Origin of the sequence: Pseudomonas delhiensis (assembly GCF_900187975.1) — a bacterium.
GTDB classification, from domain to species: domain Bacteria; phylum Pseudomonadota; class Gammaproteobacteria; order Pseudomonadales; family Pseudomonadaceae; genus Pseudomonas; species Pseudomonas delhiensis.
Window position 1 is genome coordinate 91,489 of the sequence record NZ_FZPC01000018.1, and the last position, 26,994, is coordinate 118,482.

General features: G+C 69.5%; 20 protein-coding genes. 7 read left to right on the forward strand and 13 right to left on the reverse strand.

What is annotated here, in order from left to right:
- Positions 1–213, forward strand: a complete 213-nt coding sequence (locus CHC02_RS17225) for a DNA-binding protein (protein ID WP_089392669.1) — start codon at positions 1–3, stop codon at positions 211–213.
- A 123-nt stretch (positions 214–336) separates the two neighbouring features.
- On the opposite strand, the gene CHC02_RS17230 is transcribed toward CHC02_RS17225, so the two are convergent.
- Complete coding sequence (locus CHC02_RS17230) at positions 337–870, reverse strand: hypothetical protein (protein WP_089392670.1); 534 nt, start codon at positions 868–870, stop codon at positions 337–339.
- A 202-nt stretch (positions 871–1,072) separates the two neighbouring features.
- Between CHC02_RS17230 and CHC02_RS17235 the strand changes: the two genes are divergently transcribed.
- Positions 1,073–1,297: a hypothetical protein gene (locus CHC02_RS17235; RefSeq protein WP_089392671.1), complete on the forward strand. Its 225-nt coding sequence runs from the start codon at positions 1,073–1,075 to the stop codon at positions 1,295–1,297.
- Positions 1,298–1,303: 6 nt separating this feature from the next.
- On the opposite strand, the gene pgaD is transcribed toward CHC02_RS17235, so the two are convergent.
- The 11 genes from pgaD to CHC02_RS17290 form a co-directional block, all read right to left on the reverse strand.
- A complete protein-coding gene (pgaD, locus tag CHC02_RS17240; protein ID WP_089392672.1) occupies positions 1,304–1,747 on the reverse strand; it encodes a poly-beta-1,6-N-acetyl-D-glucosamine biosynthesis protein PgaD in 444 nt (147 codons plus the stop codon).
- Positions 1,747–3,072, reverse strand: coding sequence for a poly-beta-1,6-N-acetyl-D-glucosamine synthase (gene pgaC / locus CHC02_RS17245; RefSeq protein WP_089392673.1), 1,326 nt, complete (start codon positions 3,070–3,072; stop codon positions 1,747–1,749). The genes pgaD and pgaC overlap by 1 nt, the downstream gene beginning before the upstream one ends.
- Entirely contained in the window at positions 3,069–5,072 is a 2,004-nt protein-coding gene (gene pgaB, locus CHC02_RS17250; protein ID WP_089392674.1) for a poly-beta-1,6-N-acetyl-D-glucosamine N-deacetylase PgaB, read from the reverse strand. Before pgaB ends, pgaC begins: the two co-directional genes overlap by 4 nt.
- A 9-nt stretch (positions 5,073–5,081) precedes the next feature.
- Positions 5,082–7,544 (reverse strand): poly-beta-1,6 N-acetyl-D-glucosamine export porin PgaA, encoded by a 2,463-nt coding sequence (gene pgaA, locus CHC02_RS17255; RefSeq protein ID WP_089392675.1) that lies wholly within the window; start codon positions 7,542–7,544, stop codon positions 5,082–5,084.
- Positions 7,545–8,332: 788 nt separating this feature from the next.
- A complete protein-coding gene (locus CHC02_RS17260; RefSeq protein WP_089392676.1) occupies positions 8,333–13,195 on the reverse strand; it encodes an NAD-glutamate dehydrogenase in 4,863 nt (1,620 codons plus the stop codon).
- Between the two features lie 300 nt (positions 13,196–13,495).
- The gene (locus CHC02_RS17265) at positions 13,496–14,347 is read right to left on the reverse strand and encodes an urea carboxylase-associated family protein (RefSeq protein WP_089392677.1); all 852 of its coding nucleotides are present in this window, start codon (positions 14,345–14,347) and stop codon (positions 13,496–13,498) included.
- A 17-nt stretch (positions 14,348–14,364) separates the two neighbouring features.
- A complete protein-coding gene (locus CHC02_RS17270) occupies positions 14,365–15,030 on the reverse strand; it encodes a GntR family transcriptional regulator (protein ID WP_089392678.1) in 666 nt (221 codons plus the stop codon).
- A 12-nt stretch (positions 15,031–15,042) separates the two neighbouring features.
- Positions 15,043–16,551 (reverse strand): amino acid ABC transporter permease/ATP-binding protein, encoded by a 1,509-nt coding sequence (locus tag CHC02_RS30755; protein ID WP_089392679.1) that lies wholly within the window; start codon positions 16,549–16,551, stop codon positions 15,043–15,045.
- Between the two features lie 46 nt (positions 16,552–16,597).
- Positions 16,598–17,443, reverse strand: a complete 846-nt coding sequence (locus CHC02_RS17280) for an ABC transporter substrate-binding protein (protein ID WP_089392680.1) — start codon at positions 17,441–17,443, stop codon at positions 16,598–16,600.
- Between the two features lie 385 nt (positions 17,444–17,828).
- On the reverse strand, positions 17,829–18,620 hold the full coding sequence (locus tag CHC02_RS17285) for a putative hydro-lyase (protein WP_089392681.1): 792 nt from the start codon (positions 18,618–18,620) through the stop codon (positions 17,829–17,831).
- 99 nt (positions 18,621–18,719) lie between these two features.
- The gene (locus CHC02_RS17290; RefSeq protein ID WP_089392682.1) at positions 18,720–19,655 is read right to left on the reverse strand and encodes a LysR family transcriptional regulator; all 936 of its coding nucleotides are present in this window, start codon (positions 19,653–19,655) and stop codon (positions 18,720–18,722) included.
- 204 nt (positions 19,656–19,859) lie between these two features.
- Here CHC02_RS17290 and CHC02_RS17295 point away from each other — a divergent pair, with 204 nt between their 5' ends.
- The 5 genes from CHC02_RS17295 to CHC02_RS17315 are packed head-to-tail and all read left to right on the forward strand — an operon-like array spanning position 19,860 to position 24,479.
- Entirely contained in the window at positions 19,860–21,140 is a 1,281-nt protein-coding gene (locus tag CHC02_RS17295) for an MFS transporter (RefSeq protein WP_089392683.1), read from the forward strand.
- A 20-nt stretch (positions 21,141–21,160) separates the two neighbouring features.
- Entirely contained in the window at positions 21,161–21,913 is a 753-nt protein-coding gene (locus CHC02_RS17300; RefSeq protein ID WP_089392684.1) for a 5-oxoprolinase subunit PxpA, read from the forward strand.
- Positions 21,910–22,623, forward strand: coding sequence for a 5-oxoprolinase subunit PxpB (gene pxpB, locus CHC02_RS17305; RefSeq protein WP_089392685.1), 714 nt, complete (start codon positions 21,910–21,912; stop codon positions 22,621–22,623). Before CHC02_RS17300 ends, pxpB begins: the two co-directional genes overlap by 4 nt.
- Positions 22,620–23,546, forward strand: a complete 927-nt coding sequence (locus tag CHC02_RS17310; RefSeq protein ID WP_089392686.1) for a 5-oxoprolinase subunit C family protein — start codon at positions 22,620–22,622, stop codon at positions 23,544–23,546. Before pxpB ends, CHC02_RS17310 begins: the two co-directional genes overlap by 4 nt.
- A gap of 54 nt (positions 23,547–23,600) precedes the next feature.
- Positions 23,601–24,479 (forward strand): DUF1353 domain-containing protein, encoded by an 879-nt coding sequence (locus tag CHC02_RS17315; RefSeq protein ID WP_089392687.1) that lies wholly within the window; start codon positions 23,601–23,603, stop codon positions 24,477–24,479.
- 562 nt (positions 24,480–25,041) lie between these two features.
- Here the strand turns inward: CHC02_RS17315 and CHC02_RS17320 are convergent.
- The gene (locus CHC02_RS17320) at positions 25,042–26,931 is read right to left on the reverse strand and encodes a filamentous hemagglutinin N-terminal domain-containing protein (protein ID WP_244160964.1); all 1,890 of its coding nucleotides are present in this window, start codon (positions 26,929–26,931) and stop codon (positions 25,042–25,044) included.
- Positions 26,932–26,994: the final 63 nt, after the last annotated feature.

Consider the following 26,994-nt stretch of genomic DNA (forward strand, 5'->3'; position numbering starts at 1 on the left):
ATGAAAGTGGAAGAACCCTTCTCCCCCGCTCCCGAGGATGAAACCTACTACCTGAGCCTCGAGCGTTTCGCCGAATGGATCGGGATGTCCGATCAGCCGGAGGTTCTGGAGGCCTGGATCGCCAGCGGCAAGCTGCCCATGCGGGAGATTGCCGGACATCGCCTGGTTGACCTCAGAGCATTCCTACGTGCGGAAGGGAAGCCCAAACCCTGAACACGCCAGGGCTCCCACGAGCGTAGGCCGCCCGCCACCCCATTGCGCGGCCGGCTGCCGTGCCGGCCACGCAAGGGCGCCTTCATTCGACAGGGGGTTGCTGGAAGCGCGGCCGCGGGGCCGTCAGTCTTCCCGGCTGGCCTCGACCAGGCGCTCGTAGGCCGGGGCCGCCGGAATGCCGATCTCCAGGCACAGGGCCATGACCCTTTCCAGGTCGCAGCGGTACACCAGCACCGCCTGCAGCTCGTCGTCCAGCGGCTCGCTGAAGTCCAGCAGCACGTAGCCGCCCTTTTCCGGATAGAGCGCGCCCAGCTGCACCTGGATGCGCTTCAGCGCGGAGAGCGGGTCGGCCTTGTGCAACTGCTTGGCCTGCAGCACGAAGCTCACGCTCGCATCGAACGAGGCGCGGATGCCCTCGAACAGTGCCTTGTAGTCGTCGGCCTGGAACAGCACGATGTCCGGCAGGCTGCCGACCACCACCCATTCGCCCAGGGGGATGGGGAAGCTGTCGTCGTAGTTGATGTCCGGGTTGGCGGCGAGGAAGGCCTCGGGGTCGGCGTAGGCCGCGGCGGCCTCCTCGGCGATCCGGCGGATTTCCTCCTCGCCCATGCAGCCCGAGCTGATCAGGGTGAGGAGTTCGGCGAGCTGCTCTTTCATGGCGCGGTCCCGGGCAATTGCGAAAGCCGCGAAGGATACCCCGAATCGGCCCGGCCTGCTGGGCCGCCGGAACCTATGGCGGCCCCGGGTGTCGGAACTCGGCCCGGACGATAGCGACTATCGACCGGGATGATTTCCCTGGATGCCGGGCCCTCGATAGCCTTTGTCCACCCCCACTTTCCACGCCCCGGGTGAACCCGCCATGTTCCGATCCCTTTCCAGCCTGGTGCTGGCCGTCCCCGTGCTGGTGGGCTGCGCCGCGCAACCGCCCGCCAGCGAGCCCCAGCGGGCGTACAGCGACGCCGAGGTCAAGGCCTTCGCCCTGAAGATCCTCAGCGCCAGCAACATGGACAGCGACCTCTACGCGCGCTACCGCCGCGCCCTCACCGAGCCGCGCCACGCGCGCAACGAGGACAGCGGCAGCTGAGGCCGCTCAGGGCGCCTCGACTTCCATTTCCGCCGGGTTCTCCACCCACACCAGGTTGCCGTGCTCGTCGTTGTGCAGGGTCACCACCTGGGCGCCATGCAGGCGGGCCAGGGTATCGCCACTGATGTTGAAGCTGCGCGACAGCGCCTGGCGCGACAGGTCGGGCATGCGCGAGCGCCGCTCGTAGCGCGCCGCGCGCAGCTGGTTGTAGCGGGCCCAGGAAACCAGCAGCGCGGCGATCAGGGCGCTGCACAGCACGTAGACCATCAGCGTGTCGAGGGTCTGCAGCAGCTTGCCGCCCCAGTCCAGGCGCGGCCCCTGCCAGCCGCTGGCGAGCAGGGCCGTCATGCCGCGCACCATCAGCCAGGCGAAGACCGCCCAGGCGCACAGCGTCAGCAGTACGTCCAGGCTGCGGGGCAGCCAGTGCTGCGGTGTCTTGATCAGTTCCATCACGTACTCCTCTTGATGCCGCGGTCGGGGCTGGTCCAGCGCGCGCGGCCCTGGCGCGCCCTGAGCATGACCTTGGGGAAGCTCACCAGGGTGGTCAGCAGGGTGACCAGCCAGAAGGCGAAGGGGTACCAGATCACCCAGAACAGCGAACTGGCCAGGTGGCGCTCGTAGCGCCGCTCGATCAGCAGGCTCAGGGCGAACTGCAGCAGGCACACGCAGGCCAGCAGCAGCCCGGTGAAGGCCGGCGGCACTATGTCGGTGACGCGCAGGCTGGGCGGCATCTCGACCACCAGGCCCAGCGCCCAGAGCAGGATCGACAGCAGGAAGGTGAACGCCCAGGCCGCCGACAGGCTGAACTCGATGAGCAGCGGCCACATGTAGCGGTAGCGCCAGGTCCAGATGCTGCGGATGTTCTTCAGCAGCACCTCGGCCCCGCCCTGCGCCCAGCGCAGGCGCTGCTTCCACAGCCCGCGCAGGGTCTCGGGCATGAGGATCCAGCACAGCGCGCGGGGCTCGTAGAAGATCGACCAGTGGTCCAGCTGCAGCTTCCAGCTGATGTCGATGTCCTCGGTGATCATGTCCGTGCTCCAGTAGTCCACCCGCGCCAGCGCGGTGCGGCGGAACGCGGCGACCACGCCGGAGACGGTGAAGACCCGCCCGTAGACGCGCTGGGTACGCTTGATCAGGCCGATGATGGAGGAGAACTCGCCGACCTGGACGCGGCCGATCAGCGTCGAGCGCGTGCGGATGCGCGGGTTGCCGGTCACCGCGCCGACCCGCGGGTTGTCGATCAGCGGGGCCACCAGGTAGGCCACGGCGTCGGGGTCGAGCAGCGCATCGCCGTCGATGCACACCAGGTACTCGCTGCGCGCGGCCAGCGCGCCCATGCGCAGGGCCACGGCCTTGCCCTGGTTCTGCGCCAGGTGCAGCACGCGCAGCCGCGGCTCGCCCTCGGCCAGGGCATCGAGCACCTGCGCGGTGTTGTCCGAGGAGCCGTCGTTGATGGCGATGACCTCGATGTTCGGGTAGTGCTGCGCCAGGGCGGCGCCGATGGTGTCGGCGGCGTTGTCGCCCTCGTTGAAGCAGGGGATGAGGATCGACACCAGCGGCTCGTCCTCCAGGCGCGGGACGTCCTGCCGCCAGGCCCAGTGGCGCTCCCAGTGCAGCCAGAAGTAGGCGCCGCCGGCCATCCACAGGGCCGACATGAACAGCGGATAGAAGAACACGAAGTTCAGCAGTATCTCGCCGGTGAGGACTATGGCTACGCCGATCGGGCCGCCGAGCAACAGCAGCAGGACCAGCAGGGCAACGATGCGATCGATCATGGCTCGGGGTACCAGGCGTTGGAGATGGCCGGACGCAGCGCCTGGAGCGGGGGCTGGTCGTTGACGAAATCGTCCGGGTAGTAGCCGAAGCTGCGCACGCCCTCCCACTGCAGGCGGTGCATCCAGCGCCGCAGCTGGGCGGCGTCGACGGGCGCCTCGCGCCCTTCGCGCCAGTCGCGCGCCTGCAGCTCGAAGACGGTGCGCTGCAAGGCCCCGGGGCGCTTGGCCACCTCGCGCACCAGGCGCTGCAGCCAGGCCTCGGACTGCTCCGCGGGCACGCCCTCCATCAGCGGCATGGCCATGGGCGCGGTCCAGTCGTAGGCGGCCAGGAAGTCGTCCAGGTTCTGCGCGAACCAGGCCTCGCTCTGCGGCTCGAGGATCGGCAGCGCATAGAGGTTGCGCGCCGTCCGCACCTGCGGGCCGCGGATGGCGCGCACGCGCTCGGCGAGCTGGCGGGTGAAGTCCACCAGGTAGCGGCTCTTGAAACGCGTCCAGCGCTGCAGCGTCTGCGCGTCGCCGCGCAGGCCGGCGATGTCGCCCGGCAGGCCGGCCGCGCGGTAGGCCGCCAGCGCCTGGGGCCCGGCGTCCTCGAAGTCGGAGAGCAGCGCATCGTCGTGGAACAGCAGCCCGGCGAAGGCGGCGTGCCCGGCCAGGTCCTCGTAGATCTCGGTGATCTGCCGGCGCACCTGGGGGTCGAACGGCGACAGCCGCCGGTACTGCTGCGGGTCGATCTCCAGGCGCCCGCTGCGCGGGTCCCAGCGCTGCACCCGCGGCAGCTGCGGGGCCAGGTCGAAGGCCAGCACCGGCATCCAGGCGAAGACCTCCACGCCGGCGCGGGTGCGCAGCTGCCAGGCGGCGCGGTTGAACAGGTCGGCGCGCATCGGCAGGTGGCGGTTAGGGAAGTACAGCGCCTTCACCGTGCCGTCGCCCGTCGGGTCGGCATAGGCCTGCAGGAACACGGTGTTGATGCGCAGGTCGGCGATGCGTTGTACCAGTTGCCCGAGATTGGCTTCCATCTGCCGCGGGTCGGGATCGTAGACGTAGTCCAGGTCGACGTGGGCGACGCGCAGGTTGTCCTGCGCCTGGACGTGGCTGATGGCCGAGGTGAAGCGGTGCAGGTCGGGGTCGCCGTTGAGCAGGAAGCGCGGCAGGTTGTCCAGGTGGTCGATGCTGCCCAGGCCGTCCTCGAGGGTCAGGGCCAGGGCGTAGCCGTCGTCGCCGACCACCTGCAGGGCGGTACCGCTGGCCGCGCCGTAGGGCCATACCCACACCCGCGGCGGCTTGCCGGTGATGCTCTGCAGGGTGCGGCTGATGCGCTTGACGTCGATGCCCACGCGGTTGCGGTATTCGGCCTCGGTTTCATAGCGCCCGGCATTGGCCAGGTACAGGCGGTTGGCCGCCGCCGGCAGCTGGCTGCCCTGCGGGTTGCCGGGACCGCCGAAGTGCAGGGCCTCGGTGTGCGCGCCTATTTCCACCAGGCCGGACTTGGCGACTTCCGCCAGTTGCTGGCGGGTGAGGAAGCGCCGGCGCTCCACCGCCAGGCCGCCGAAGTCCACGCGCTGCTGGTCCGGGGTATCCAGCCAGACGCCCACCGGCGCCATGATCGCCGGCCAGTCGTAGGCCTTCAGGATCGGCAGCACGCGCTGGTAGAAGCTGCTGTAGCCGTCGTCGAAGCTCAGCAGCAGCGGTTTCTCCGGCAGGCTGCCGCGGCCGGCGCGGGCGGCCAGCAGCTGGTCCACGGAGATCGCCTGGAAGCCCTGCTCGTGCAGCCAGGCCAGTTGGTCCACCAGGTTGGCGGTGCGCACGGTCATGAAGGCCTGGTCGGCGTCGCGGTCGGCGACCTCGTGGTAGGCCAGGGTCAGGATGCGCCCCGGCGGCCAGGGCTTCTCGCTGGCGGCAAGGGTGCGCTGCGCCGGCTCGACGAAGGGGGGCGCCTCGCTGGCACAGGCCCCGAGCAGCAGCGCCAGCCCCAGCAGCAGGAAACGGTAGGTGGCTCTCATGTTCGGGTCCTAGAAGCGGTAGCTGAGGTCGAAGACCAGGCGGTAGTCCAGTTCGCGGTCGCCGTCGTAGGGGCGGCTGACGGCGGACAGGGCCAGGCCTGCGTCGAAGCGGTCGTCCAGGCTCAGGCGCTGGCCGTAGCCGATCAGGCCGACGGCGCCGGTGCCGTGGTGCTGCTGGCTGTAGCTGCCGGCGCCGAGCTGGCCCTGCTGGGTCCAGCGCGTCTGGTAGCGGCGGTAGAGGGTGTGCTCCAGGTTCAGGCTGGGCAGCAGCAGCAGGTCCGACTTCGGGTTGAAATAGGGGACGTCCTCCGACTTGCTGTTGCGGCTGCCGGACACCTCCAGGCCGAGGTCCGCCACCAGGTAGGGCGAGCTGTAGAAGCGCTGGCTGCCGGTGAGGGCGAGTTCGTGGCGCATGTTGCCGTCGCTGAAGTGCGAGGGCGCGTAGGCCAGGCGCCATTCGCGCTGCTCGCTCTGGCGCCAGCGCAGGAAGCCGTCCAGGCGGTCGGCGCGGATACCGCTGTTGAGCGCCCGCAGCGGCGTCTCCCGGGACAGGCGCGCGGCGCTCCAGCCGTACTGCCATTGGTCGTCGATGTCGTGGACGCCGGACAGCCGCAGGCCCAGCTTGTCGCCATCGCCGTAGTCGTTGTGCGACACCTCCGCCTCCAGCGTGGTGTCGCGCCCGGTCCACTCGGTGCCCACGCGCTGCCAGCGGTAGTGCCCGGTGCCTTCCTCGAAGTCGCCGGTGGCGTAGCCGGCGCCGCCGAACAGGCGCCAGTGGTCGGCGATCGGCGGGCTGTAGAGCACGCTGTCGAAGCCCAGGTCGCGGCTGCCGTTGACCTCGCCGCCATTGGCATGGCCGCCGTAGGCGCTGATGCGCAGCTCGGCCATGTGGTGCACCTGGCGCAGGTAGTCCAGGCGCTGGGCCTGCAGCTGTTCGGGGAAGCGCTGGATGACGTCGTCGGCCAGCAGGTCCAGTTGCCGCCACTCCTGCAGCTCGCGCGCCACCATGCCCTGCTCGGTTTCCAGGGCCACGCCGCGCGGGTCGGTGCTTTCGGCGATCTTCAACTGGTCTTCCGCGCGCCGCGGCCAGCCGCGGGACAGGTAGGTGCTGGCCAGGCCGGTGCGCAGCCGCGAGTTGTCCGGCGCGCTCGCCACCAGGCGTTCGTAGTCCCGCTGCGTCGCCGGCAGGTCGTTGCGGTACAGCCGGCCGTTGGCCTGCAGCAGGCGGGCCTCCAGCCAGTCATCGTTGGGCACGGCCACGCCCATGCCCGGCGGATGCAGGCGCACCGGCTGCTGCGCCACCAGGCCATCGGCCAGGGTGGGCAACTCGTCGAGCCGTTCGCTTTCCACCAGGGCGTAGAACAGCCCCTGGTGGTCGTCCATCCAGTCGCTGTCCTTGGCGTTCTCGCTGGCGATCACCTGGCGGTACAGCTCGGCGGCCAGCTCCGGCTGGCGCTGGTACAGGCTGGCGCCGGCGACCCAGCGCAGGGCGTAGGGCGGCAGCTCCACGCCCTCGGCATGCAGGCGTTGGTATTCCTCGACCACCTCGGCCATGCGCGCCCGGGCATAGAGGCCGCCCAGGCGGTCGATACGTACCCGGCGCACTTCCTGCGCCGCGGCCGGGTCGCCGGCCCATTGCGCGAGCAGCCGGTCCGCCTCGGCGATGGCCCGGTCGGCGACCACGAAGCGCTCGCTGTCGCGCAGCGGCGACACTTCCGCCAGGCGCACCAGCTCGGCGACGCGGTCGGCCTGCAGGCTGCGCTGCTGCGCCGCCGACAGCACGCCGGGGTGGCGCTCGCCGAAGGCCAGGGCCTGGCGCGGCAGGCCGGCGGCCTGCAGGGCATCGACGTATTCGCCCAGCACACGGCTGTGCTGCGGGGCCAGTTGGCGGGCCTGGTCCACCTGGAACAGCGCCGCGTAGGGCTCGCCCATCTGCTGGTGGACATAGGCCAGGGCCAGGCGCCGCTCGGCGTCGCGCGGCGCGGCGGCGACCAGGGCCGCGGCCTTTTGCAGCGCCTCGGGGCCACGGCCGGCATCCACCAGGGTCATCGCCTGGCCCTGTTGCAGGGCAGGGTCGCCGGGGTGGGCGGCCAGGCCGCGGCGGTAGGCCTCCAGCGCCTGGGGCCAGCGCTTGAGGTTGCGATAGGCCCGCGCCACCGCGGCCCAGGCGCCGCCGGACAGCCGGGCCTGGGGGTGGCGCTGGTAGGTCTGCAGCACTTCCTCGTCCAGCCCCGCCCACCCGGCGATGACCAGGTGGTCGTCCAGGTGCGCGAGGTCGTCGGGGTTCTGCCGCAGGCGCTGCAAGGCCGGCTGGTAGTTGCCGGCGCGGGCTTCGCGCACGAGCTGGTCGTAGTCTTCCGCGGCCTGGGCCCAGGTGCTGCCGAGCAGCAGCACGGCCAGGCAACCGCCCATGGGCAGCCGCCGCTGGAAAAGCTGCGAAGCGAGAAAGGACAAGGGGGTCTTGGACAGCACGGAGCAATCATCCCTAACTGCATGGAAGCCGCGCGAAAGCCGACACTCTGTCGAAAACTGACGCAGCCGCCGCATGCCGGTTTATTGACATTCAGGCGAAAATAAAAGCGTTCTGTCAGAATCCAGTCAAGCGCCGTTCGTGAGAAAACGCTGAAACCCTACAGCGAATGACTGATTTCGCCTCGATAAAAGCCAGAAATTTGACGAACAAGGACAAAACCCGGGAAAGCGATTTTTTGACAGAGGCGGGTCATGGCGGGGCCAGGAGCGGCATTCGGGACCTGAAAAGTCGATAAATATCGATATCTATACCTGCCTTCCGGAAATATCGTTGAGAGATGGCTAATAGCCATTGACCATAGCCGTTCTTTCTGAAAGAGCGAATATAAATGTAACTAAATATTTCCAAACCGAGCGAAACGCGAAAGAATCTCAAGCGGGGTTCGCTGGGGGATGGGGAGTTTCCCTGTAGGCGCGGATTTATCCACCCCACGTCGGGCTCGACCATGACGTAGGGCGAATAACCGTTCGCGGTTATCCGCCGATGCGCCGAAGCCGCGGCCAACGCCCAGGTCAACCCCGGAGCCGCCGAGAATCATGGCCAAACGGCGGATAACGCCGTAGGCGTTATGCGCCCTACGTCGGGCCCGACCGTGATGTAGGGCGAATAACCGTTCGCGGTTATCCGCCGATGCGCCGAGGCCACGGCGCGCCATGGCCGCATGCGATGAAAAAAAGCCCCGCACAAGGCGGGGCTCGGTATCGGCAATGGGTTCAGCTGGCGGGCATCAGGCGATGCTCGTGGCGTGCTGGCTGCTCTGCGCCAGGTCCAGCAGTTCGCGGTTGGCCACCGCGTACATGGCGTAGTCGGTGCTGGTGGAGGCGCGCAGTTCCACCAGCATGGCGCGCCAGCGCTCGGCCATTTCGCGGTGCTGCTCGATCCACAGGGCCACGCGCTCGCCCATGTCCTGCGGGCCGTCCTGCATCTGCAGGACCGAGACGGTGATCGCCCGCTGCTGCCAGTCGAGGTCGTCGCGGAAGGCTTCGCGGGCCAGCGCCTGCCAGTTGTTCTCCACCGGCAGGTTGCTGATCTGCTGCAGGTACCAGGTCAGCTCCAGCTCGCTGCCGATGGCGAAGAAGGCGCGCGCCACTTCGGCCGGGTCGCGGCCGGTGACGTCCGCCGCCTCGACGATCGGCAGCAGGGTGTAGAGGTGGCTGGTGCCGGCGACCATGCGCGCCAGCAGTTCCGGCACGCCGGCGTCGACGTAGGCCTGGTAGCGCGCCTGCCACAGCTCGCGGGTCGGGCCTTCGAGCAACTCGTTGAGCTTCAGCCCCAGGGCCGCGATGCGCGGGCCGAAGTGGGCCACATCGCGGGCGGCATCCTGTTCGTTGCGGCGGCTGCGCAGGAACCAGCGGGTGGCGCGGCGGCCCAGGCGCATCAGTTCGTCCATCAGGGTCAGCTGGACTTCCGCCGGCACCTGGTAGTCGAGCTGCTCGATCTGGCGGAACCAGTGCGGCAGGTGGAACACGTCGCGGACGATCACGTAGGCGCCGGCGACGTTCGCCGGGGTCATGCCGGTGGACTCCTTCAGGCGCTGCACGAAGGTGATGCCCATGTGGTTGACCAGGTCGTTGGCGATCTGGGTGCTGACGATCTCGCGCTTCAGCCGGTGCCTGCGCATGGCGCTGCCGAACTTGGCCACCAGGGTCTGCGGGAAGGCCGTCTCCATGTCGCGGGTGAGGTAGTCGTCGTCCGGCACCTGGGACTTGAGCAGCGACTCCTTGAGGTCGATCTTGCTGTAGGAGATCAGCACCGACAGCTCGGCGCGGGTCAGCCCCTGGCCGGCGGCGATGCGTTCGGCCAGGCCATCGTCGGTGGGCAGGAACTCCAGGGCGCGGTCGAGCTTGCCGCGGGCCTCCAGGTCGTTCATCAGCCGCTTGTACTCGGCGATGCGCTCGCGGGCGCGGCGTTCGGCCAGGCTCAGCGCCTGGGTCTGCTTGTAGTTGTTGCCCAGCACCAGGTCGCCGACCTGCTCGGTCATCTCGGCGAGCAGGCTGTTGCGCTGCTTGCCGGTCATGTCGCCGGCGGCCACCACCTCGTTGAGCAGGATCTTGATGTTGACCTCGTGGTCGGAGCAGTCCACGCCACCGGCGTTGTCGATGAAGTCGGTGTTGCAGGCGCCGCCGTTCAGGCCGAACTCGACGCGGCCCAGCTGGGTCACGCCCAGGTTGCCGCCCTCGCCCACCACCTTCACGCGCAGCTCGCGGCCGTCAACGCGCAGGGCGTCGTTGGCCTTGTCGCCGACGTCGGCGTGGCTCTCCTTGCTGGACTTGACGTAGGTGCCGATGCCGCCGTTCCACAGCAGGTCCACCGGCGCCTTGAGCAGCGCGTTGATCAGCTCGGTGGGGGTCAGGCGCTCGGCCTGGATGTCGAAGCGCGCGCGCACTTCGGGGCTCAGGGTGATGCTCTTGGCGCTGCGCGGGAAGACGCCGCCGCCGGCGGAGATCAGCGCGGCGTCGTAGTCCGACCAGGCCGAGCGCGGCAGGTTGAACAGGCGCTGGCGCTCGACGAAGCTCAGCGCCGGGTCCGGGTTGGGGTCGAGGAAGATGTGCAGGTGGTTGAAGGCGGCCACCAGTTGCAGCTTGTCGGACATCAGCAGGCCGTTGCCGAACACGTCGCCGGCCATGTCGCCGATGCCGATGACGGTGACGCTGTCCTTCTGCACGTCGATGCCGCGCTCGCGGAAGTGCCGCTGCACCGAGACCCAGGCGCCGCGGGCGGTGATGCCCATGCCCTTGTGGTCGTAGCCGGCCGAGCCGCCGGAGGCGAAGGCGTCGCCCAGCCAGAAACCGTACTCGGCGGCGATGCCGTTGGCGATGTCGGAGAAGGTCGCGGTGCCCTTGTCGGCGGCCACCACCAGGTAGGGGTCGTCCTCGTCGTGGCGCACCACGTTGGCCGGCGGCACCACCTCGCCTTCCTTCAGGTTGTCGGTGATGTCCAGCAGGCCGGAGATGAAGATGCGGTAGCAGGCGATGGCCTCGGCCTGGATCTCGTCACGGCTGCCGCCCACCGGCAGGCGCCGCGGGATGAAGCCGCCCTTGGCGCCCACCGGGACGATCACCGCGTTCTTCACCTGCTGGGCCTTGACCAGGCCGAGCACCTCGGTGCGGTAGTCCTCCTCGCGGTCGGACCAGCGCAGGCCGCCGCGGGCGACCTTGCCTCCGCGCAGGTGAACGCCTTCCACCCGCGGGCAGTAGACGAAGATTTCGTACTTGGGCACCGGCTTGGGCAGCTCGGGGATCGCCTTGGGGTTGAACTTGAAGCTGAAGTAGCTCTTGTTCTGGCCGGCGGCGTCGGGCTGGTAGAAGTTGGTGCGCAGGGTGGCCTTGATCAGGTCCAGGTAGCGCCGCAGGATGCGGTCCTCGTTGAGCACCTGGACGTTGTCCAGGGCCGCGAGAATGGCCTGCTCCAGCTTCTGCTGCTTGTCTTCCAGGTCCTCGGCGGCGAGCTTGCGGGCCAGGTAGAAGCGCGTCTTGAACAGCCGCACCAGCTCGCGGGCGATGTCCACGTGGGCGTTCAGCGCGCTGGCGATGTAGCCCAGGTCGAAGCCCAGGCGGATCTGCTTGAGGTAGCGCGCGTAGGCGCGCAGCAGGGCGACGTCGCGCCACGGCAGGCTGGCGGTCAGCACCAGGCGGTTGAAGGCGTCGTTCTCGGCGTCGCCGTTGACGATGTGGACGAAGGCGTCCTGGAGAATCTCGTTGAGCTGCTGGATGTCCACGTCCAGGCCTTCGGCGTAGGTGAAGGCGAAGTCGTGGATCCAGTACTCGCGGCCGTTGGCGTGGCGCAGGCGGTAGGGGAACTCGCCGAGCACGCGCAGGCCGAGGTTCTCCAGGATCGGCAGCACGTCGGACAGCGCCAGCGGCGCGTCGGCGTGGTACAGCTTGCAGTGCAGCTGCTGCTCGCTCTGCGCCAGCGGCTGGTAGAAGCTCATCACCAGCGGGCGGGCCTCGGACAGGCTGAGCAGGTGCTGCAGGTCGACCACCGCGAAGTGCGGGGCGAAGCGCTCGCGGTAGCCGGCCGGGAAGCCCTTGGGGAAGTCCTCGAGGAGGTTGGTGCCCTGCCCCTCGCCGAAGTTCTCCACCACCAGCGCGGCGTAGTCGTCCTGCCAGGAACGGCAGGCCTGGATGGCCTCTTCCTCGAGCCGCTTGGTGTCGATGTCGATGCGCGTCTTCGGGTCCACCCGCAGGATGAACTGCACCCGCGCCAGGGTGGATTCGGAGAAGAAGGTCCAGAACTCGCAGTCGCTGGCCTTCAGGCGCTCGCGCAGGACCTGCTCGATCTTGATCCGCGTCTCGGTGGAATAGATGTCGCGCGGCACGTAGGCCAGGCAGTAGGCGAAGCGGCCGTACGGGTCCTTGCGCAGGAACAGGCGGATCTTGTTGCGCTCCTGGATCTGCACGATGGCCATGGCGGTGCTGAACAGCTCGTCCACCGGGGTCTGGAACAGGTCGTCGCGGGGCAGCACCTCCAGCACCTGGGCCAGCTCCTTGCCCAGGTGGCCGTTGGCGTCGAAGCCGGAGCGGCGCTCGACCTCGGCGACCTTGCCGCGGATCGAGGGGATGTGGTTGACGCTCTCGTTGTACACCGAGGAGGTGAACAGGCCCATGAAGCGGAATTCGCGCAGCACCTTGCCCTTGGCGTCGATCTCGCGGATGGACACGTAGTCCGGGTAGGCCGGGCGGTGCACGCGGCTGGGGTGCGAGGCCTTGGCGAAGGACAGCAGCAGCGGCTCGCGCAGGTAGGCCACCGCGTAGTCCTCGATGTGCAGTTCCTCCTTGCTCAGGCCGGTGCGCAGCAGCTTGGTCACGCCGAGGAAGGACTTCTCGTCGTAGTTCACCCGGCCGCCGTCGCCCTCGTCGACCACGGTGAATTCCTCGTAGCCGAGGAAGGTGAAGTGGTTGTCCAGCAGCCATTCGAGGAAGGCGCGGACCTCGGCGGTCTCCTCGGCGCGGGCCTTGGCCTTCGACTTGCCGAGCCAGGCCAGCAGTTCCTCGGCCTTGCCGCGCATGGCCGGGAAGTCGGCCACCGCCAGGCGCACCTCGCCCAGCACCTCCAGCAGGCTCTTCTCCAGGGTGCGCAGCTCGCCGACGTGGGAGGCGCGGTCGATCTCCAGGTACATCAGCGACTCATGGCCCACGTCCTTGCCCTGGCTGTTCTTCGGCAGCACTTCCAGCAGCTCGCCCTTGGCGTTGCGGCGCACGCTGACCACGGTGGTCTGCAGGGTGTGGATGCTGTAGCCGCGGCGGTTCAGCTCCATGCGCACCGAGTCGACCAGGAACGGCTGGTCCGGGTGCAGCACCTGCACGGCGGTGTGCGTGGACTGCCAGCCGTGCTTCTCGTAGTCGGGGTTGTACACGCGCACTTCCGGCTCGGCCGGGTCGAAGCGCTCCAGCAGGCGCCAGGAGGACAGGGTGCAGCCGACCAGGTCGGACAGGCGGCGCTGGGTCAATTCGTCGAGGGAGATGAGGCTGAAGAACTGTTCGGCGAACAGGGCTACTTGTGGCAGCACCTTTTCGCCGACGTGCTGCGCCAGCGCCGATTGCAGTTGCTGCTGGAAATCGGCTTTGCTGGCCGCGGTGAAGAACGCCATGGTCAATGCTCCGCTTGGCTTGTCATTGGGTGAAGCAAGGGCTTTCTCGAGCTGCGAATCGCCCCGGGGGCGGCGCCGGGCCGCCGTCTTCCGATGAAGTTCAGCAGATGCCGGGCATTAATCCAGGCAGGGGAAGCATCCAGGATGGCGGCCGGACCGCCCGGTCACGATTCACTTGCGGAGCTTAACGAGACGGCGGGGCGATGGGATTACCACGCCGCGACATATTCGTTCATGCAGGGGTAGCGGCGGCCCTGCCCGGAGGCGTGCCGGCCGGCGGCCGGCACGCCCGTCGCCGGCTCAGCGCTCCCAGTCGGGCTTCTGCAGGCGCAGGCCGTGGAGGCCGTCGTAGGCCGCGCGCTGCGGCGGCTGCCAGCCTTCGAGCAGGGCCGGCTCGACGCGGTAGATCTCCACCCCCAGCGGCCGGCAGACGCTCAGCGGGTCCTGGGCCTCGGGGCCCCACATCGGCAGCGACAGGTCGCCGCCCGGGCAGGTGGACAGTGCGCAGAGCACGTCGATCTCGGCGAAGAACTCCAGGTAGTCGCCCTGCTTCGCCGGGCAGGCCTTCATGAAGTACATGTCGTCGTGGTTCAGGCCGGTGCACTGGAAGATGTTCAGCACGTCGTGCACGTCGAACTCGGTCAGCCCGTGGGGCAGCACCGCGCGGGTCAGGTTCGAGTGGCAGTGGTGGTGGAAGTCCTCGCCGGTGAGCATCTTGTTGACGTAGGGGTCGCAGCGGGTGCCGAGCAGGTCGTGGAGGCGCCCGCCGTGCTCGTCGATGCCGTAGGCGGCCAGGCTGTCGTCGGTGATGGTCAGCAGCGGGCGCAGGAACGGCAGGTTGGACCACAGGCGGTCGTAGGTGGTCACGTGGGCGCCCTGCAGCTGGCGGGTGCGCGCGGCCCACATGCGCTCGCGCGGGTCGTTGGCGTTCCACACGTTGAAGTCGCCGACCTGCGGGCCCACCGGGGTGGTGACGCGGAACAGGTGCCCGGCCGGCACCTTCCAGGCGCGGCCGGTGCGGATCGGCACCTCGAACTGCTCGATCAGGGTGCGCGCGCCCTTGTCCTCGCGCAGGCGGTCGTAGAACGCCTTGTCCACCTGCAGGGCGGAACCCTTGTTGGCCTGGTAGGCGGCGGGATAGTCCTTGTACATGTTCGGTGTCTCCTGGTTCAGAGGGAATGGGGCGTGCTGAGCAGGTCCAGCAGCGCGTTTTCGGAATCCTCGAGGTAGCTGGCCATGGCCTCCGCCGCCTCGTGCTTGCGACCGGCGCCGAGCAGGTCGTGGATGTGCCGGTCGCGGTCGATCCAGGGGCGCTGGAAGTTCTCCTCGTTGGGCGCGAGGGAAAACACCAGGCGCATCTGCGCCGCGACGTTGGCGAAGAACTCGTCGAACAGCGGACTGCGCATCAGCCCGACGATGTGCTGGTGGAAGTGCAGGCTGTGGGTGCCGAAGGCCTGCCAGTCCTCGCGGTCCTGGGCCAGCTCGGCGGCTTCTATGGCCTCGAGCATGCGGTCGGACTGGTACTCGCGCAGCGGCTTGCTGGCGAGGATCGCCTGCAGCTCCAGGGTGCGCCGCACCAGGAAGATGTCGCGCACCTCGGCCAGGCCCAGGCGGCGCACCATCACCCCCTTGTTGCGCACGTAGGTGGCCAGGCCCTCGCGGCCGAGCTGGTGCAGGGCCTCGCGGATGGTGTTGCGCGAGGCGTTGTAGGCCTTGACCAGCTCGCCCTCGACCAGCGCCATGCCCGGCAGCAGGCGCCCGCCGATGATGTCCTCGCGCAGTTCGTTGGCCACCTGGGCCGACAGCGACAGGCCGCCGGCGTCTTTGCTTTTCATCTGCGGCCCTCCTCAGGCCAGCTGGACGTCCTTGAGGAAGCGCCCCATGCGCTCGCTGCGCTGCTCCAGCAGCTCACGCGGCGGCCCGGCCTGGACGATGCGCCCGGCCTCCATGAACACCACGCGGTCGGACAGGCGGAAGGCGAAGTTCATCTCGTGGGTGACGATGACCATGGTCATGCCCTCCTTCGCCAGCTCCTCGATCACCGCCAGCACGTCGCCGACCAGTTCCGGATCCAGCGCCGAGGTCGGCTCGTCGAACAGCATCACCGCCGGGCGCATGGCCAGCGCGCGGGCGATGGCCACGCGCTGCTGCTGGCCGCCGGAGAGCTGGTGCGGGTACTTGCCGGCGTGCGCCAGCATGCCCACCTTGTTCAGCAGCGCCAGGCTCAGCTGGCGCAGTTCGGCGGCAGTGGCGTGGCCGTGGTGGTGCGGGGCGAGCATGACGTTCTCCAGCACCGTCTTGTGCGGGAACAGGTTGAAGCCCTGGAACACCATGCCGACCTGCACGATGCCCTGCATGTGCACCTTGTTGCCCAGCGGCCCGCCCGGTTCGCGCGCGCCGCGCAGGAACGGCTTGCCGCAGAGGGTCACCTCGCCCTGGTCGAGCGCCTCCAGGCCGTTGAGGGTGCGGATCAGGGTGGTCTTGCCGGAGCCCGAGGGGCCGATGATCGACACCACCTCGCCCCAGCGCACGTCCAGGTCGATGCCCTTGAGCACTTCCAGCTCGCCGTAGTGCTTGCGCGCGCCACGCACCTGCAGGGCGAAGGCGCCCTGCCCCGCGGCGCCCTCGTTGCGCCGCGGCAACACCGCCGGCAGGTCGCCCACCGGCACCGGGCGCGGCTGGCGGCGGGTGACGTCGAGGTGGTTCTCCAGGCGCCGCAGCAGGTAGCCGAACAGGGTGACGATGAGCACGTAGTAGAAGGCCACCGCCAGCATGGTCTCCATCACCAGGAAGTTCTGCGTGTAGAGCTGCTGGCCGACCAGCAGGATCTCGCTGAGGGAAATCACCGAGACCAGCGAGGTCAGCTTGACGATGGTGATGTATTCGTTGGCCAGGGTCGGCAGCGCCACGCGCAGCGCCTGGGGGATCACGATCAGCCACTGCACGCCGCGGTAGCCGATGCCCAGCGCCTTGCCCGCCTCCAGCTGGCCCTTGGCGACCGCCAGCAGGCCGCCGCGGTGGATCTCGGCGATGTAGGCCGTTTCGCTCAGGACCATGGCGATCAGCCCGGCGCCGTAGGGGTTGGACAGCAGCGCGCTGGTGCCGGGGAACACCTGAGGCAGGTTGTAGACGAAGATCAGCAGCACCAGCAGCGGCAGGCTGCGGAAGAACCAGATGTACAGCGCCGCCGCGTCGCGCAGGTAGCGCCGCGAGGATTGCCGGGCCAGGGCCACCAGGAAACCGAGGGCGATGCCCAGCAGCCAGGTCTCCAGGCTCAGCTCCACCACGGTGCCCACCGCGCGCCAGAAATCGGCGTTCCACAGCAGGCCCAGGGCATAGTGCCAGTCGAAATGCATGTTCGTGCTCCGTGTCGCTCGGCCGGCCGGCTGGCCGGCCGTCGGTTCAGTTGCCCAGCGCCTGGGCGACGTCCGCCGCGGTCGGCTCGGCGAGGTTGTAGCGCTGCAGCAGGGCCTGGTATTCGCCGTCCTGCTTCATGGCCTCGAAGCCCTGGCGCAGGCCGTCGAGCAGCTCGCCATTGCCCTTGCGCACGGCCAGGCCGATGACCACCGGGTAGATCAGCTCGCGGGAGGCGATCTGCAGGCGGCCCTGCAGCTTCTCGGCGGTGATCCTGGCCACCGCGGCGTTCTCGAACTGCACGTCCACCGCCTTGGCCAGCAGGGCCTGGGCGGCTTCCGGCGAGGTGGGGAACTCGCGCGACTGGATCGCCGGCTTGCCCTGGGCCACGCAGTAGTCGCGCGAGACCTCCAGCAGCCGGGGAATCCACGAGCCACCCTTGATCGAGGCCACGCGCTTGCCGCACAGGTCCTCGGCGCGCTGCGGGCGGAAGTCGTCGTCGCTGCGCACCAGCAGCGAGGCGCCGCTCTTCAGGTAGGGCAGGAAGTCCACCTGGCGGGCGCGCTCCGGGGTGACGTAGAGTGCCGAGGCGACCACGTCGAAGCGCCGCGCGTTGACGCCCATCACCAGGTTGGCGAAGCGGGTGTCGCGGAACTCCGTCTGCAGCTTCAGGTGCTCGCCCAGGCCCTTCATGAACTCCGGGTCGAAGCCGGCGGGCTGGCTCTGGTCGAGGTAGGCATAGGGTGGGTAGGTAAGGTCCGAGCCGACGCTCAGCCGCCCCTCCTCCAGGGTGCCGGTGACCGCCGCCATGGCCGGCGCGGCCAGCGCCAGCACGCCGGGCACCGCCAGTGCCGCCAGCCAGCCCGCCTTCCTGCCCACAATTCGCTGTTTCATGGTGATGCCCTCGCAGAGTGATTGTTCAACAATCTTTCCATTGCGAGTAATCAAACTTGATGCCAACTCAGAAAAAGGCCGCCTGAAAATGGCCTTCGGCAGGAAAAAATCCGCTCTCTCGGAGGAAGCCCCCGCGTCCACGTGCGCCGTTACGGGGCAGGCGTTACCAAATGGAGCAGCGCGCTATCGAAAGGCTACCCGGCGCCCCGGCGGGAGCAGCGGCAAGCCTGGCTGCACGGCCGAAGAAGGTCGGTAACACCACGGGGATGCCGCTCAGCCGCGGCCAGCATCGATGGCCTGGCGCAGCGTCTGAGCGGATGCAGGCGTGGCGGGGCGTGGCCTGACGGCAGGGCACTCCCCGCTACCGGCGTGCAGGGCGAGGGACTCAGAGCTGGCCGTAGAGCAGGTCGCTGACCAGCATGCAGCCCGGCGCATGGGTGATGAACAGCTCCGGCTCGGCCTCGGCCAGCACCGCCTGCGGGGTAACGCCACAGGCCCAGAACACCGGCAACTCGTCGTCGGCCAGGTCCACCGGCTCTCCGTAGTCCGGCGCCTGCAGGTCGGCGATACCGATCAACCCCGGGTCGCCGATGTGCACCGGGGCGCCGTGGGTCAGCGGGAAACGTCCGGTGATCTGGCTGGCGCGTACCGCGTCGGCGGCCTTCAGCGGGCGCATCGACACCACCATGCTGCCGGCCAGGCGCCCGGCGGGGGTGTTGGCGAGATGGGTGCGGTACATGGCCACGTTGCGCCCCTGCTCGATGTGCCGCAGGGCGATGCCCTCGTCCTGCAGCGCCTGCTCGAAGGAAAACGAGCAGCCAATGGCGAAGGCGACGAAGTCGGCCTCCCACAACTCGCCGATGTCGCTCGTTTCGCGGTGGGGCTGGCCGCGGCGGTACACGCGGTACAGCGGCACGTCGCTGCGCACGTCGATGTCGGCGCCGAGCTTGTGGAAGCGCGGCGAGCCGGGCTCGGTGACGTCCAGCAGCGGGCAGGCACGCGGGTTGAGCACGCAGAAGCGGAGGAACTCGTCGGCCCAGGCGCGCTGCAGGATGACGATGTTGGCCTGCAGGTGGCGCTGGCCCAGGCCGCTGGTGTGCCCGGCGTAGTCGCCGCGGCGGATCAGCCGGCGCAGCTCCAGGGGGCTGAGGGAGGCAAGGTCGTGGGGCGGTGTCATCGGAGGCTTCCTCGTGCGGGGCGGAACCGACCTTTTAGGCGGCCGGGCGCCACAGCGTCCAACAAATAGTTTCCGGGGCCGGGCATAAGGAAAGTTGATTCAGGCGTCGGTCACCGGCGGCAGCAGGACGAAGTGCGCCGGGCCGACCCGCTCCGCGTAGGCCGCCAGTACCGCGCGGCCCATCCCCAGCACCTGCTCCACCAGTTCCAGGCCGCTGCCGCCTCGCCAGGAGGCCACCAGCGGCAGGTCCGGCGGCGGCGGCTCGACGCGCAGCACGCGGAGCTCGCCGCGCTCCAGCTCCTGGGTCACCAGAGCCGGCGGCAGCGCGCCTATGCCGAAACCATCGCGCACCAGGCGGGTCATGGCCGCCACCGAGTTCACGCAGTTCAGCCGCGGCACGCTGATGCCTCGGGCCTGGAGCAGGGTGAGCAGGTCCAGGTGCGGCCGCGAGTGCTTGGAGAAGGTCACCACGCGCTCGCTGGCCAGTTCCTCCAGGCTCGCGTAGTCGCGGGCGTAGTGCGAGCCGCTGGCCACCACCCAGCGCAGCGGGTAGCTGCCCAGCTCCAGGTTGAGCACCGACTCGTGGCGGATCGGGTCGGTCTGGAAGACCAGGTCCAGGTAGCCCTTGCGCAACTGCTCCGCGAGGTTGATCGCGGTATCGGTCGTCAGCTCGATCTCCAGTTCCGGGAAACGCTCCATGCCCCGCGCCACCAGCGGGCTGAGCCAGGTGTGGACGACCGTGTCCATGGCGCCGATGCGGATGCGCCCCTGGCTGACGCGCCCCGCATCGATCGCCTGGTGCAGCTCGTGCAGGGTGTCGAGCATGCGCTCGGCGTATTCCAGCACCTGATGGCCCTCGGGCGTCAGGGTCACGCCGCGCGAATCGCGGACGAACAGCTTCACCCCCAGCTCGCTTTCGAGCACGGCGATGCGACTGGAAATGGCGGCCTGGGTGCTGAACAGCTTCTCGGCGGTGAGGCGGAAGCTTTTCAGGCGAGCGACCCAGACGAAGGTCTCGAGGAATTTCAGGTTCATGGGCGGTACCGGGAGCGAACGGGCAAGCATACCCCCCGGCCGCCGGCGCGGCGACCCGGGCGCATGCCGGCGGCCATCGGAATTTCTTGTCACCGGCGACCGCTTTTATTAGCTGGACGACTGCCGCCGGGCCTCGAAGAATCTTCCCCCAGGTGACGCTATCCGGCCACCGAACAAGTCCAATAACGATGATCGGAGAATCCCATGGAAAAGCAGGCGGCCGCCGTGGGCGGCCTCGAGGTGCGCAGCAGCGGCCATTTCGGCTGGTACCGCGACCTCAGCAAGCAGGAGCGGCGCACCTTCTGGAGCTGCAAGATAGGCTACGGCCTGGATGGCATGGACACCCAGATGCTCAGCTTCGTCATTCCCACGCTGATCGCCCTGTGGGGCATCGGCACCGGCGAGGCGGGGCTGATCCACACCTTCACCCTGCTCGCCTCGGCCCTCGGCGGCTGGATCGCGGGCATCCTCTCCGATCGCATCGGCCGTGTGCTGACGCTGCAACTGACAGTGCTCTGGTTCGCCTTCTTCACCTTCCTCTGCGGCCTGGCGCAGAACTACGAGCAACTGCTGCTCGCCCGCACCCTGATGGGCTTCGGCTTCGGCGGCGAGTGGACCGCCGGCGCGGTGCTGATCGGCGAGGTGATCCGCAGCAGCGACCGCGGCAAGGCGGTGGGCCTGGTCCAGTCCGGCTGGGCCCTCGGCTGGGGCGCCACCGCCCTGCTCTACGCCTTGCTGTTCAGCCTGCTGCCGCCGGAGTACGCCTGGCGCGCGCTGTTCCTCCTCGGCCTGCTGCCGGCGCTGTTCGTGCTCTTCGTCCGCCGCCTGGTCAAGGAGCCGGAGGTCTACCAGCGCTCCAAGGCCCGCGAGAGCGGCGAGAAGATCAACTTCCACGAAATCTTCGCCCCCGGCATGCTCAGCATCACCCTGCGCGCCTCGCTCCTCACCACCGGCGCCCTCGGCGGCTACTACGCCATCACCTCCTGGCTGCCGACCTACCTCAAGACCGAGCGCCACCTCAGCGTGCTCGGCACCGGCGGCTACCTGGCCATGGTCATCCTCGGCTCCTACGTCGGCTACGTGGTCAGCGCCTTCCTCACCGACCTGCTGGGGCGCAAGAAGAACTTCATCCTCTTCGCCGTCGGCTCCTTCATCGTGGTGCTGCTCTACACCCGGCTCCCCATCGGCAACTCGGCGATGCTCTGGCTGGGCTTCCCCCTGGGCTTCTTCGCCTCGGGCATCTTCAGCGGCATGGGCGCCTTCCTCACCGAACTCTTCCCCACCCGCATCCGCGGCTCGGGCCAGGGCTTCTGCTACAACGCCGGGCGCGCCATCGCGGCGCTCTTCCCCATGCTGATCGGCATGCTCAGCCAGCACGTGCCGCTGGGGCTGGGCATCGGCGGCTTCGCCGCGGTGTCCTACGGCGTGGTGATCCTCGCCGCCCTGAGCCTGCCGGAAACCCGCGGCCGCCAACTGGAACCCTGAGACGTACAGCGAGGACGACCATGCACCTTCCCCTGCTCAACTGCGACATCGGCGAAAGCTTCGGCGCCTGGAAGATGGGCCTGGACGCCGAGGTCATGCCGCACATCGACTGCGCCAACATCGCCTGCGGCTACCATGCCGGCGACCCCGGCAGCATGCGCCGCACCGTGGCCCTGGCGCTGGAACATGGCGTGCGCATCGGCGCCCACCCCGGCTACCCCGACCTGCTCGGCTTCGGCCGCCGCTCCCTGGAGTGCAGCGCGCAGGAGGTCGAGGACATGCTGCACTACCAGGTCGGCGCCCTCGACGGCATCTGCCGCGCCCAGGGCGCCCGGGTGAGCTACGTCAAGCCGCACGGCGCGCTGTACAACGACATGATGCGCAAGCCCGAGCAACTGCGCGCGGTGATGCGCGCGGTCGCGGCCTACGACCGCGAGCTGCCGCTGATGCTGTTGTCCACCCGCGACAACCAGGGCGCCCTGGCCATGGCCGCCGAGTTCGGCCTGCGCCTGTGGTTCGAGACCTTCGCCGACCGCGCCTACACCCCCGAGGGCCACCTGGTGTCGCGCCAGCTGCCCGGCGCGGTGCACCACGACAGCCGCCAGGTGATCGCCCAGGCGCTGACCCTGGCCCGCGGCGAGGCGCTCACGGCCAGCGACGGCAGCGCGCTGCGCCTGCGCGCCGACAGCATCTGCGTGCACGGCGACAACCCCGGCTCGGTGGAGGCCGTGCGCCAGCTGCGCGCGGCCCTGGACGCCCTGGTGCCGGCATGAGGCCGCGCCTGGAAGTGGTCGCCCTGGACAGCTACATGCTGCGCCTGTTCGACGCCATCGACGAAGCCAACATGCCCTGGCTGCTGGCCGCCGCGCGGCGCCTGGGCGAGGTCTTCGGCGACGAGCTGCTGGAACTGGTGCCCTCCTACACCACCCTGATGCTGCGCTTCGACCCGCTGCGGCTGGAGCCGCTGGCGCTCCGCGAGCGCCTGTTCGCCGCCCTCGACGGCCTGCAGCCGCTGCCCGGCGAGAACAGCCGCGAGCAGGTGCTGCCGGTGTGGTACGACCCCGGCGTCGGCCCCGACCTGGCCCGCCTGGCGCGGCACTGCGGGCTGGATGCGGCCGAGGTGATCCGCCGCCACAGCGGCCGCGCCTACCAGGTGTTCGCCCTCGGCTTCGCCCCGGGCTTCGCCTTCATGGGCCTGGTCGAGCCGGCCCTGGCCTGCCCGCGCCTGGCCACCCCGCGGCAACGGGTGGCGGCCGGCAGCGTCGGCATCGCCGAGCGCCAGACCGCCGCCTACCCGCTGGCCTCCCCCGGCGGCTGGAACCTCATCGGGCGCACCCCGGCGCGCCTGTTCGACCGCGAACGCGACGGCTACAGCCTGCTGCAACCCGGCGACCGGGTGCGCTTCGAGGCCATCGACCGCGCCGAATTCATCCGCCTGGGCGGCGACGACACGCCCATGCCCGCCGAGGAGGGCCTGGCATGACCGTGCTGCACGTGGAAAAGAGCACCCCGCTGGCCCAGTTGCAGGACGGCGGCCGCTTCGGCGTGCGCCACCTGGGCGTGACCCAGGGCGGCGCCCTGGACTGGGAAGCCCAGGCCTGGGCCAACTGGCTGCTGGGCAACCGCCTGGACGCGGCAGTGCTGGAGATTCCCCTGGGCGGCGTGGTCCTGCGTGCCAGCGCCGACACACAGCTGGCCCTGGCCGGCGCCGACCTGGCCGCCGAACTCGACGGCCAGCCGCTGGCCCCCTGGCAGGCCTTCGCCATGCGCGCCGGCCAGCGCCTGGGCTTCCACCAGCCGCGCAGCGGCGCCCGCGCCTACCTGGCGGCCCCCGGCGGCTTCCTCGGCGAGGCGGTGCTGGGCAGTTGCGCCACCGTGGTCCGCGAAGGGCTCGGCGGCCTCGACGGCCAGGGCAAACCGCTGGCGGCCGGGGACGAACTGCGCGCCGCCGGCGGAACGCCCCCGCAGCGCCACATGCAGGCCCACCAGCGGCCGTGCTACGACGGCCCGGCGCACCTGGAACTGATCCTCGGCGCCCAGGCCGGCGACTTCGCCGGGCAGAGCCTGTTCGACGCCTTCGAGGCCACCTGGAGCCTCGACCAGCGCGCCGACCGCATGGGCATGCGCCTGCTCGGCCCGCCGCTGCACTACCTGGGCAGGCCGATGATCTCCGAGGGCATCCCGCTGGGCGCCGTGCAGGTGCCCCCGGACGGCCAGCCGATCGTGCTGCTCAACGACCGCCAGACCATCGGCGGCTACCCGCGCCTGGGCGCCCTCAGCCCCAGGGCCCTGGCGCGCCTGGCGCAATGCCTGCCGGGCGCCGAGCTGCGCCTGCGGCCCAGCGTGCAGCCCGCGGCGCTCCAAGCGCACCGGCGCCTGTTGGCGCAATGGCGACAGGTCGACTGAAGCCGGCGAGCGACAATGGCACAATGGCATCCTCCAGACATCACGGAGGATGCCATGCAAGCCGCCCCACCGCTGAACCGCCCGCTGCTGCGCCACCTCGCCAACCTGCTGGTCACCGCCCTGGGCCTGGTGCTGCTGGGCCTGGCCTGGCTGCTGCAGCCGCTGCTGGTGCAGTACCTGCTGGCCGGCGCGCTGCCGGTATACCTGGGCGTGCTGTTGCCGCAACTGGTGGGCCGCCGCGAGCGCCTGCGGCGCATCCGTGCCGCGCGGGCGGCCTCGGTGGAGCGCTGGGGCTTCTGCAGCCGCGACCGCCCCGGGCCCTGGGTCAACTACATCGACTTCCCGCTCACGGTGGTCTGCGAGGAAGCCCGTGGCTGCTTCTTCTATAGCGAATGGCTGGTGGTCCACGACGGGCGCATCATCGTCAACCCCGGGCACAGCGAGGTCGACCTGGCGCGCGGCGAGGTGCGCTACCACTTCGACCGGCCGCGCACCTATGCCTGGGACGGCTGCTCGCCGAAGGTGCCCTTCTACTGGCTGGCGATCTTCGGCACCCCGGACTGGTGGGAGCACCTGGAGGACGTGGCCTGCATCCGCGACGGCGAGGTCCGCCGCAAGCAGGTGTTCTGGCCCCTGGCGCACCATGCCAGCCTGGTGCACGACGCGCTCTACCAGTTCCTCAACGTCTCGCCGCTGGACAAGGCCTGCGCCGACCGCCTGTTCCAGCGGATGCTGCTGGACGCCGGCATGCCGCGCCCGCTGGCGTACCTCTATTACCTGGCGGTGGTGCTCGGCGGCGCGCCGAAGATGCGCCGGGTGCGCAACGGCAACAGCCCGCTGCGCTGCCTGACGTCCATACCCGGCGCGGCGGCCGAGCCGGCCCGAAAGGCCCGGCTCGAGGTGCCTGGTGCGGTTCATTTGGGCCAGGACTAAGCGTCCCTTTCCGGGGGCGTAGGTGCTGGGTTTCAGAGCGCCCTCTCCCCAACCCTCTCCCGCAAGCGGGAGAGGGGGCTGTCCCGAACAAGCGAATAACACAGCGTCAGCCGGCAAGACCGTAGGGATAACCGTTCGCGGTTATCCGCCGTTGACCGTGCCACCGGGGTGTCCGGCATGGCCGGTGAATCCAATCGCGGACGGAGTCCTACGACCGTGATTCCTGGAACCGTAGGAGCAACTGTCTTGCAGTCCGCGCCGGGGTGCTCTTTGTAGGAGCGGGCCCTGCCCGCGATTTCGCGCGCAGGGCGCGCTCCTACAGGGGAATGGCATGACTCGGGCTGCGTAGGAGCGGACTTTGTCCGCGATCATGGCGGATAACGCCGTAGGCGTTATGCGCCCTACGGACTATCGCGAACGCGGGAATGACAGGGGTTAGGTTGGGTACAAGGGGCCAAACCACAAGCAATCCATGACCCACCCCACATGAAAATGCCGTTTCTCCCATGCAGAGAAACGGCATTCTTTCTCAAGTGAACAGCATCGGGCCCGCAGCGCCGGCCTAGAGCGTCCACTTCCAGGGAATATGCGACTCGACGTCGCCGTTACTGAAGATATCCCCTTCATCCTCCAGGCTGCCCACGTCCAGGTAGAGCTCGGAGCCGCTGCCCAGCACCCCGTGGTTGACCAGGCGTTCGGCATTCACCCAGAACTCGTCGTAGGCGAGGATGGCGCCGTGGTTGATGAGCTCGCCGCGGATGTCGAGCCTGGCGTACAGGCCGCTGATCAGGCTGCCGCCCTGCTCTATCTCCATGGACTCGGCACTGAGCCGCAGGTCGTCCTGGCTGATCAGCCGGCCGCTGCCGCTGTAGCGCCCGCTCAGCTCCAGGTGCAGCTCGGATTCGCTGCCGATCACCCCGGCATTGCGCCAGTCGCGGCCCGTTCCCCGCACGCCCAGCACGCCGTTCAGCCGGCCGCTGGCGCCCTGCTCCAGCTCGGCCACGTCGAGGATCAGCTCGCGGGCCTGCAGGCTGCTGTTGTTGAACCAGTGGTCGCGTTCGATGCGCAGCACGGAGCGGGTGACGAAACGGCCGCCGGCCAGGCCCAGCTGCGCCAGGTCGATGCCGAAGCGGCCGTTGCCGTTGTGCCCCACCCAGCCGCCGTCGTTGAGCAGGCCCGCGCTGCGCAGGTCGAGGTCGCGGGCGTTGGTCTCCAGGGTGCCGTTGCGGTTGTCCAGCACGCCGCCGATGACGATCTCGGTGCTTCCCTGCCAGCCCCGGGCGCGGATCCGCCCGCGGTCGTTGACCAGGCCGGCGGCATGCAGGCGCAGGCTGCCGCGGCTTTCGACCAGGCCCCGGCCGTTGTCCAGGGCGCCGCCCAGGCTGAAGTCCATGTCCTGGGCGCGCAGCTCGCCGCCGCGGTTGTCCAGGCCGCCGCCCAGGCGCAGGAGCAGGCGGCCGGCGCTGTCCAGCCGGCCCTGGTTGACCAGGTTGCCGTCGGCCCACAGCTCGGTGTCGCCACCGGCGCTGACCGGCCCGGCCAGGTGCAGGTCGCCGGCCTTCAGGCGCAGGTTCCCGGCGCTGTGCAGGCGCGCCAGCTGCAGGCGGCCATTGGCGTCGATGTGGATGTCGCCGGCGCTGGCGGCCAGTTCCCCGGCCAGCCTCACGCCCACGCCCCGCTCGGTGCCGACCAGGCGGATGGCGTTGGCGTACATGCCGCCCAGGGCCGAGCTGTCGATGGCCAGGCGCGGCCGCGGGCGGCCGTCGTCGGCCTTGGCGCTGGCCGTCAGGCTCTCGCCGTCCACGCGGTTGCGCCCGGCGACCAGGTCGAGCTGCCGGGCGTGCAGCGCGGCATTGAGCGAGGCGCTGCGGGTGATCAGCTCGAAACGCCCCACCTGGCGTGCGTCGAGCCCGGCGCCCTCGATGCCGATGTGCCCGTCGTCGACGTCGTAGCCCACCAGGCGGTCGCCGTCGAACAGCGGCTTGCCGGTGGTCAGGGTGGCCCGCGGCATGTTGATGAAGCCGCAGCCGTTGCAGGTCACCCCATAGGGGTTGGCGAGGATGAAGTGCGCGCCCGGCCCGGCGATCTCGATGGCGCCCAGCAGCTGCGAGGGGCTGCCGCCGGTGACCTCGCCGAGGATCTTGCGCGCCGCGCCATCGTGCAGGTTGGGGTTGCCACCGATGGCGCCGCCCAGTTGCGACTGCGCCGCGCCCGGCGAGTTGTTGAGGATCAGGCCCTCGCGGCCGACGTTGAAGTGGCCGAACCTGTTGTGCGACAGGCCATCGGCGTTGGGGGTGGCGATGTTGACCACGGGCACGCCGTTGCCGGCGGAACCCAGGCTGGCGTTGCCGGCGCCGGGGTCCAGGGTCAGCGGGGCGGCCGCGGCGTGCGGGTGGCTGAAGAACAGCAGGCCGGCCAGGACGACCGGGAAATGCAAGGCATTGCGTTCCATGTCCATCGACTCCACGTTTTCCATGAGGAGCCTCCCACGTTAGAGGCAGTGCGCTTCGGAAAC

Excerpts from the sequence above, each read along its gene's own strand:
- CHC02_RS17295 (WP_089392683.1), top strand. The coding sequence starts at position 19,860 with ATGGAAAAGCAGGCGGCCGCCGTGGGCGGCCTCGAGGTGCGCAGCAGC.
- CHC02_RS17280 (WP_089392680.1), bottom strand. The coding sequence starts at position 17,443 with ATGAAACAGCGAATTGTGGGCAGGAAGGCGGGCTGGCTGGCGGCACTG.
- pxpB (WP_089392685.1), top strand. The coding sequence starts at position 21,910 with ATGAGGCCGCGCCTGGAAGTGGTCGCCCTGGACAGCTACATGCTGCGC.
- CHC02_RS17300 (WP_089392684.1), top strand. The coding sequence starts at position 21,161 with ATGCACCTTCCCCTGCTCAACTGCGACATCGGCGAAAGCTTCGGCGCC.
- CHC02_RS17265 (WP_089392677.1), bottom strand. The coding sequence starts at position 14,347 with ATGTACAAGGACTATCCCGCCGCCTACCAGGCCAACAAGGGTTCCGCC.
- CHC02_RS17260 (WP_089392676.1), bottom strand. The coding sequence starts at position 13,195 with ATGGCGTTCTTCACCGCGGCCAGCAAAGCCGATTTCCAGCAGCAACTG.
- pgaC (WP_089392673.1), bottom strand. The coding sequence starts at position 3,072 with ATGATCGATCGCATCGTTGCCCTGCTGGTCCTGCTGCTGTTGCTCGGC.
- CHC02_RS17320 (WP_244160964.1), bottom strand. The coding sequence starts at position 26,931 with ATGGAACGCAATGCCTTGCATTTCCCGGTCGTCCTGGCCGGCCTGCTG.
- CHC02_RS17230 (WP_089392670.1), bottom strand. The coding sequence starts at position 870 with ATGAAAGAGCAGCTCGCCGAACTCCTCACCCTGATCAGCTCGGGCTGC.
- CHC02_RS17290 (WP_089392682.1), bottom strand. The coding sequence starts at position 19,655 with ATGAACCTGAAATTCCTCGAGACCTTCGTCTGGGTCGCTCGCCTGAAA.
- CHC02_RS17225 (WP_089392669.1), top strand. The coding sequence starts at position 1 with ATGAAAGTGGAAGAACCCTTCTCCCCCGCTCCCGAGGATGAAACCTAC.
- CHC02_RS30755 (WP_089392679.1), bottom strand. The coding sequence starts at position 16,551 with ATGCATTTCGACTGGCACTATGCCCTGGGCCTGCTGTGGAACGCCGAT.
- pgaD (WP_089392672.1), bottom strand. The coding sequence starts at position 1,747 with ATGGAACTGATCAAGACACCGCAGCACTGGCTGCCCCGCAGCCTGGAC.
- CHC02_RS17310 (WP_089392686.1), top strand. The coding sequence starts at position 22,620 with ATGACCGTGCTGCACGTGGAAAAGAGCACCCCGCTGGCCCAGTTGCAG.
- CHC02_RS17315 (WP_089392687.1), top strand. The coding sequence starts at position 23,601 with ATGCAAGCCGCCCCACCGCTGAACCGCCCGCTGCTGCGCCACCTCGCC.
- CHC02_RS17270 (WP_089392678.1), bottom strand. The coding sequence starts at position 15,030 with ATGAAAAGCAAAGACGCCGGCGGCCTGTCGCTGTCGGCCCAGGTGGCC.
- CHC02_RS17235 (WP_089392671.1), top strand. The coding sequence starts at position 1,073 with ATGTTCCGATCCCTTTCCAGCCTGGTGCTGGCCGTCCCCGTGCTGGTG.
- CHC02_RS17285 (WP_089392681.1), bottom strand. The coding sequence starts at position 18,620 with ATGACACCGCCCCACGACCTTGCCTCCCTCAGCCCCCTGGAGCTGCGC.
- pgaB (WP_089392674.1), bottom strand. The coding sequence starts at position 5,072 with ATGAGAGCCACCTACCGTTTCCTGCTGCTGGGGCTGGCGCTGCTGCTC.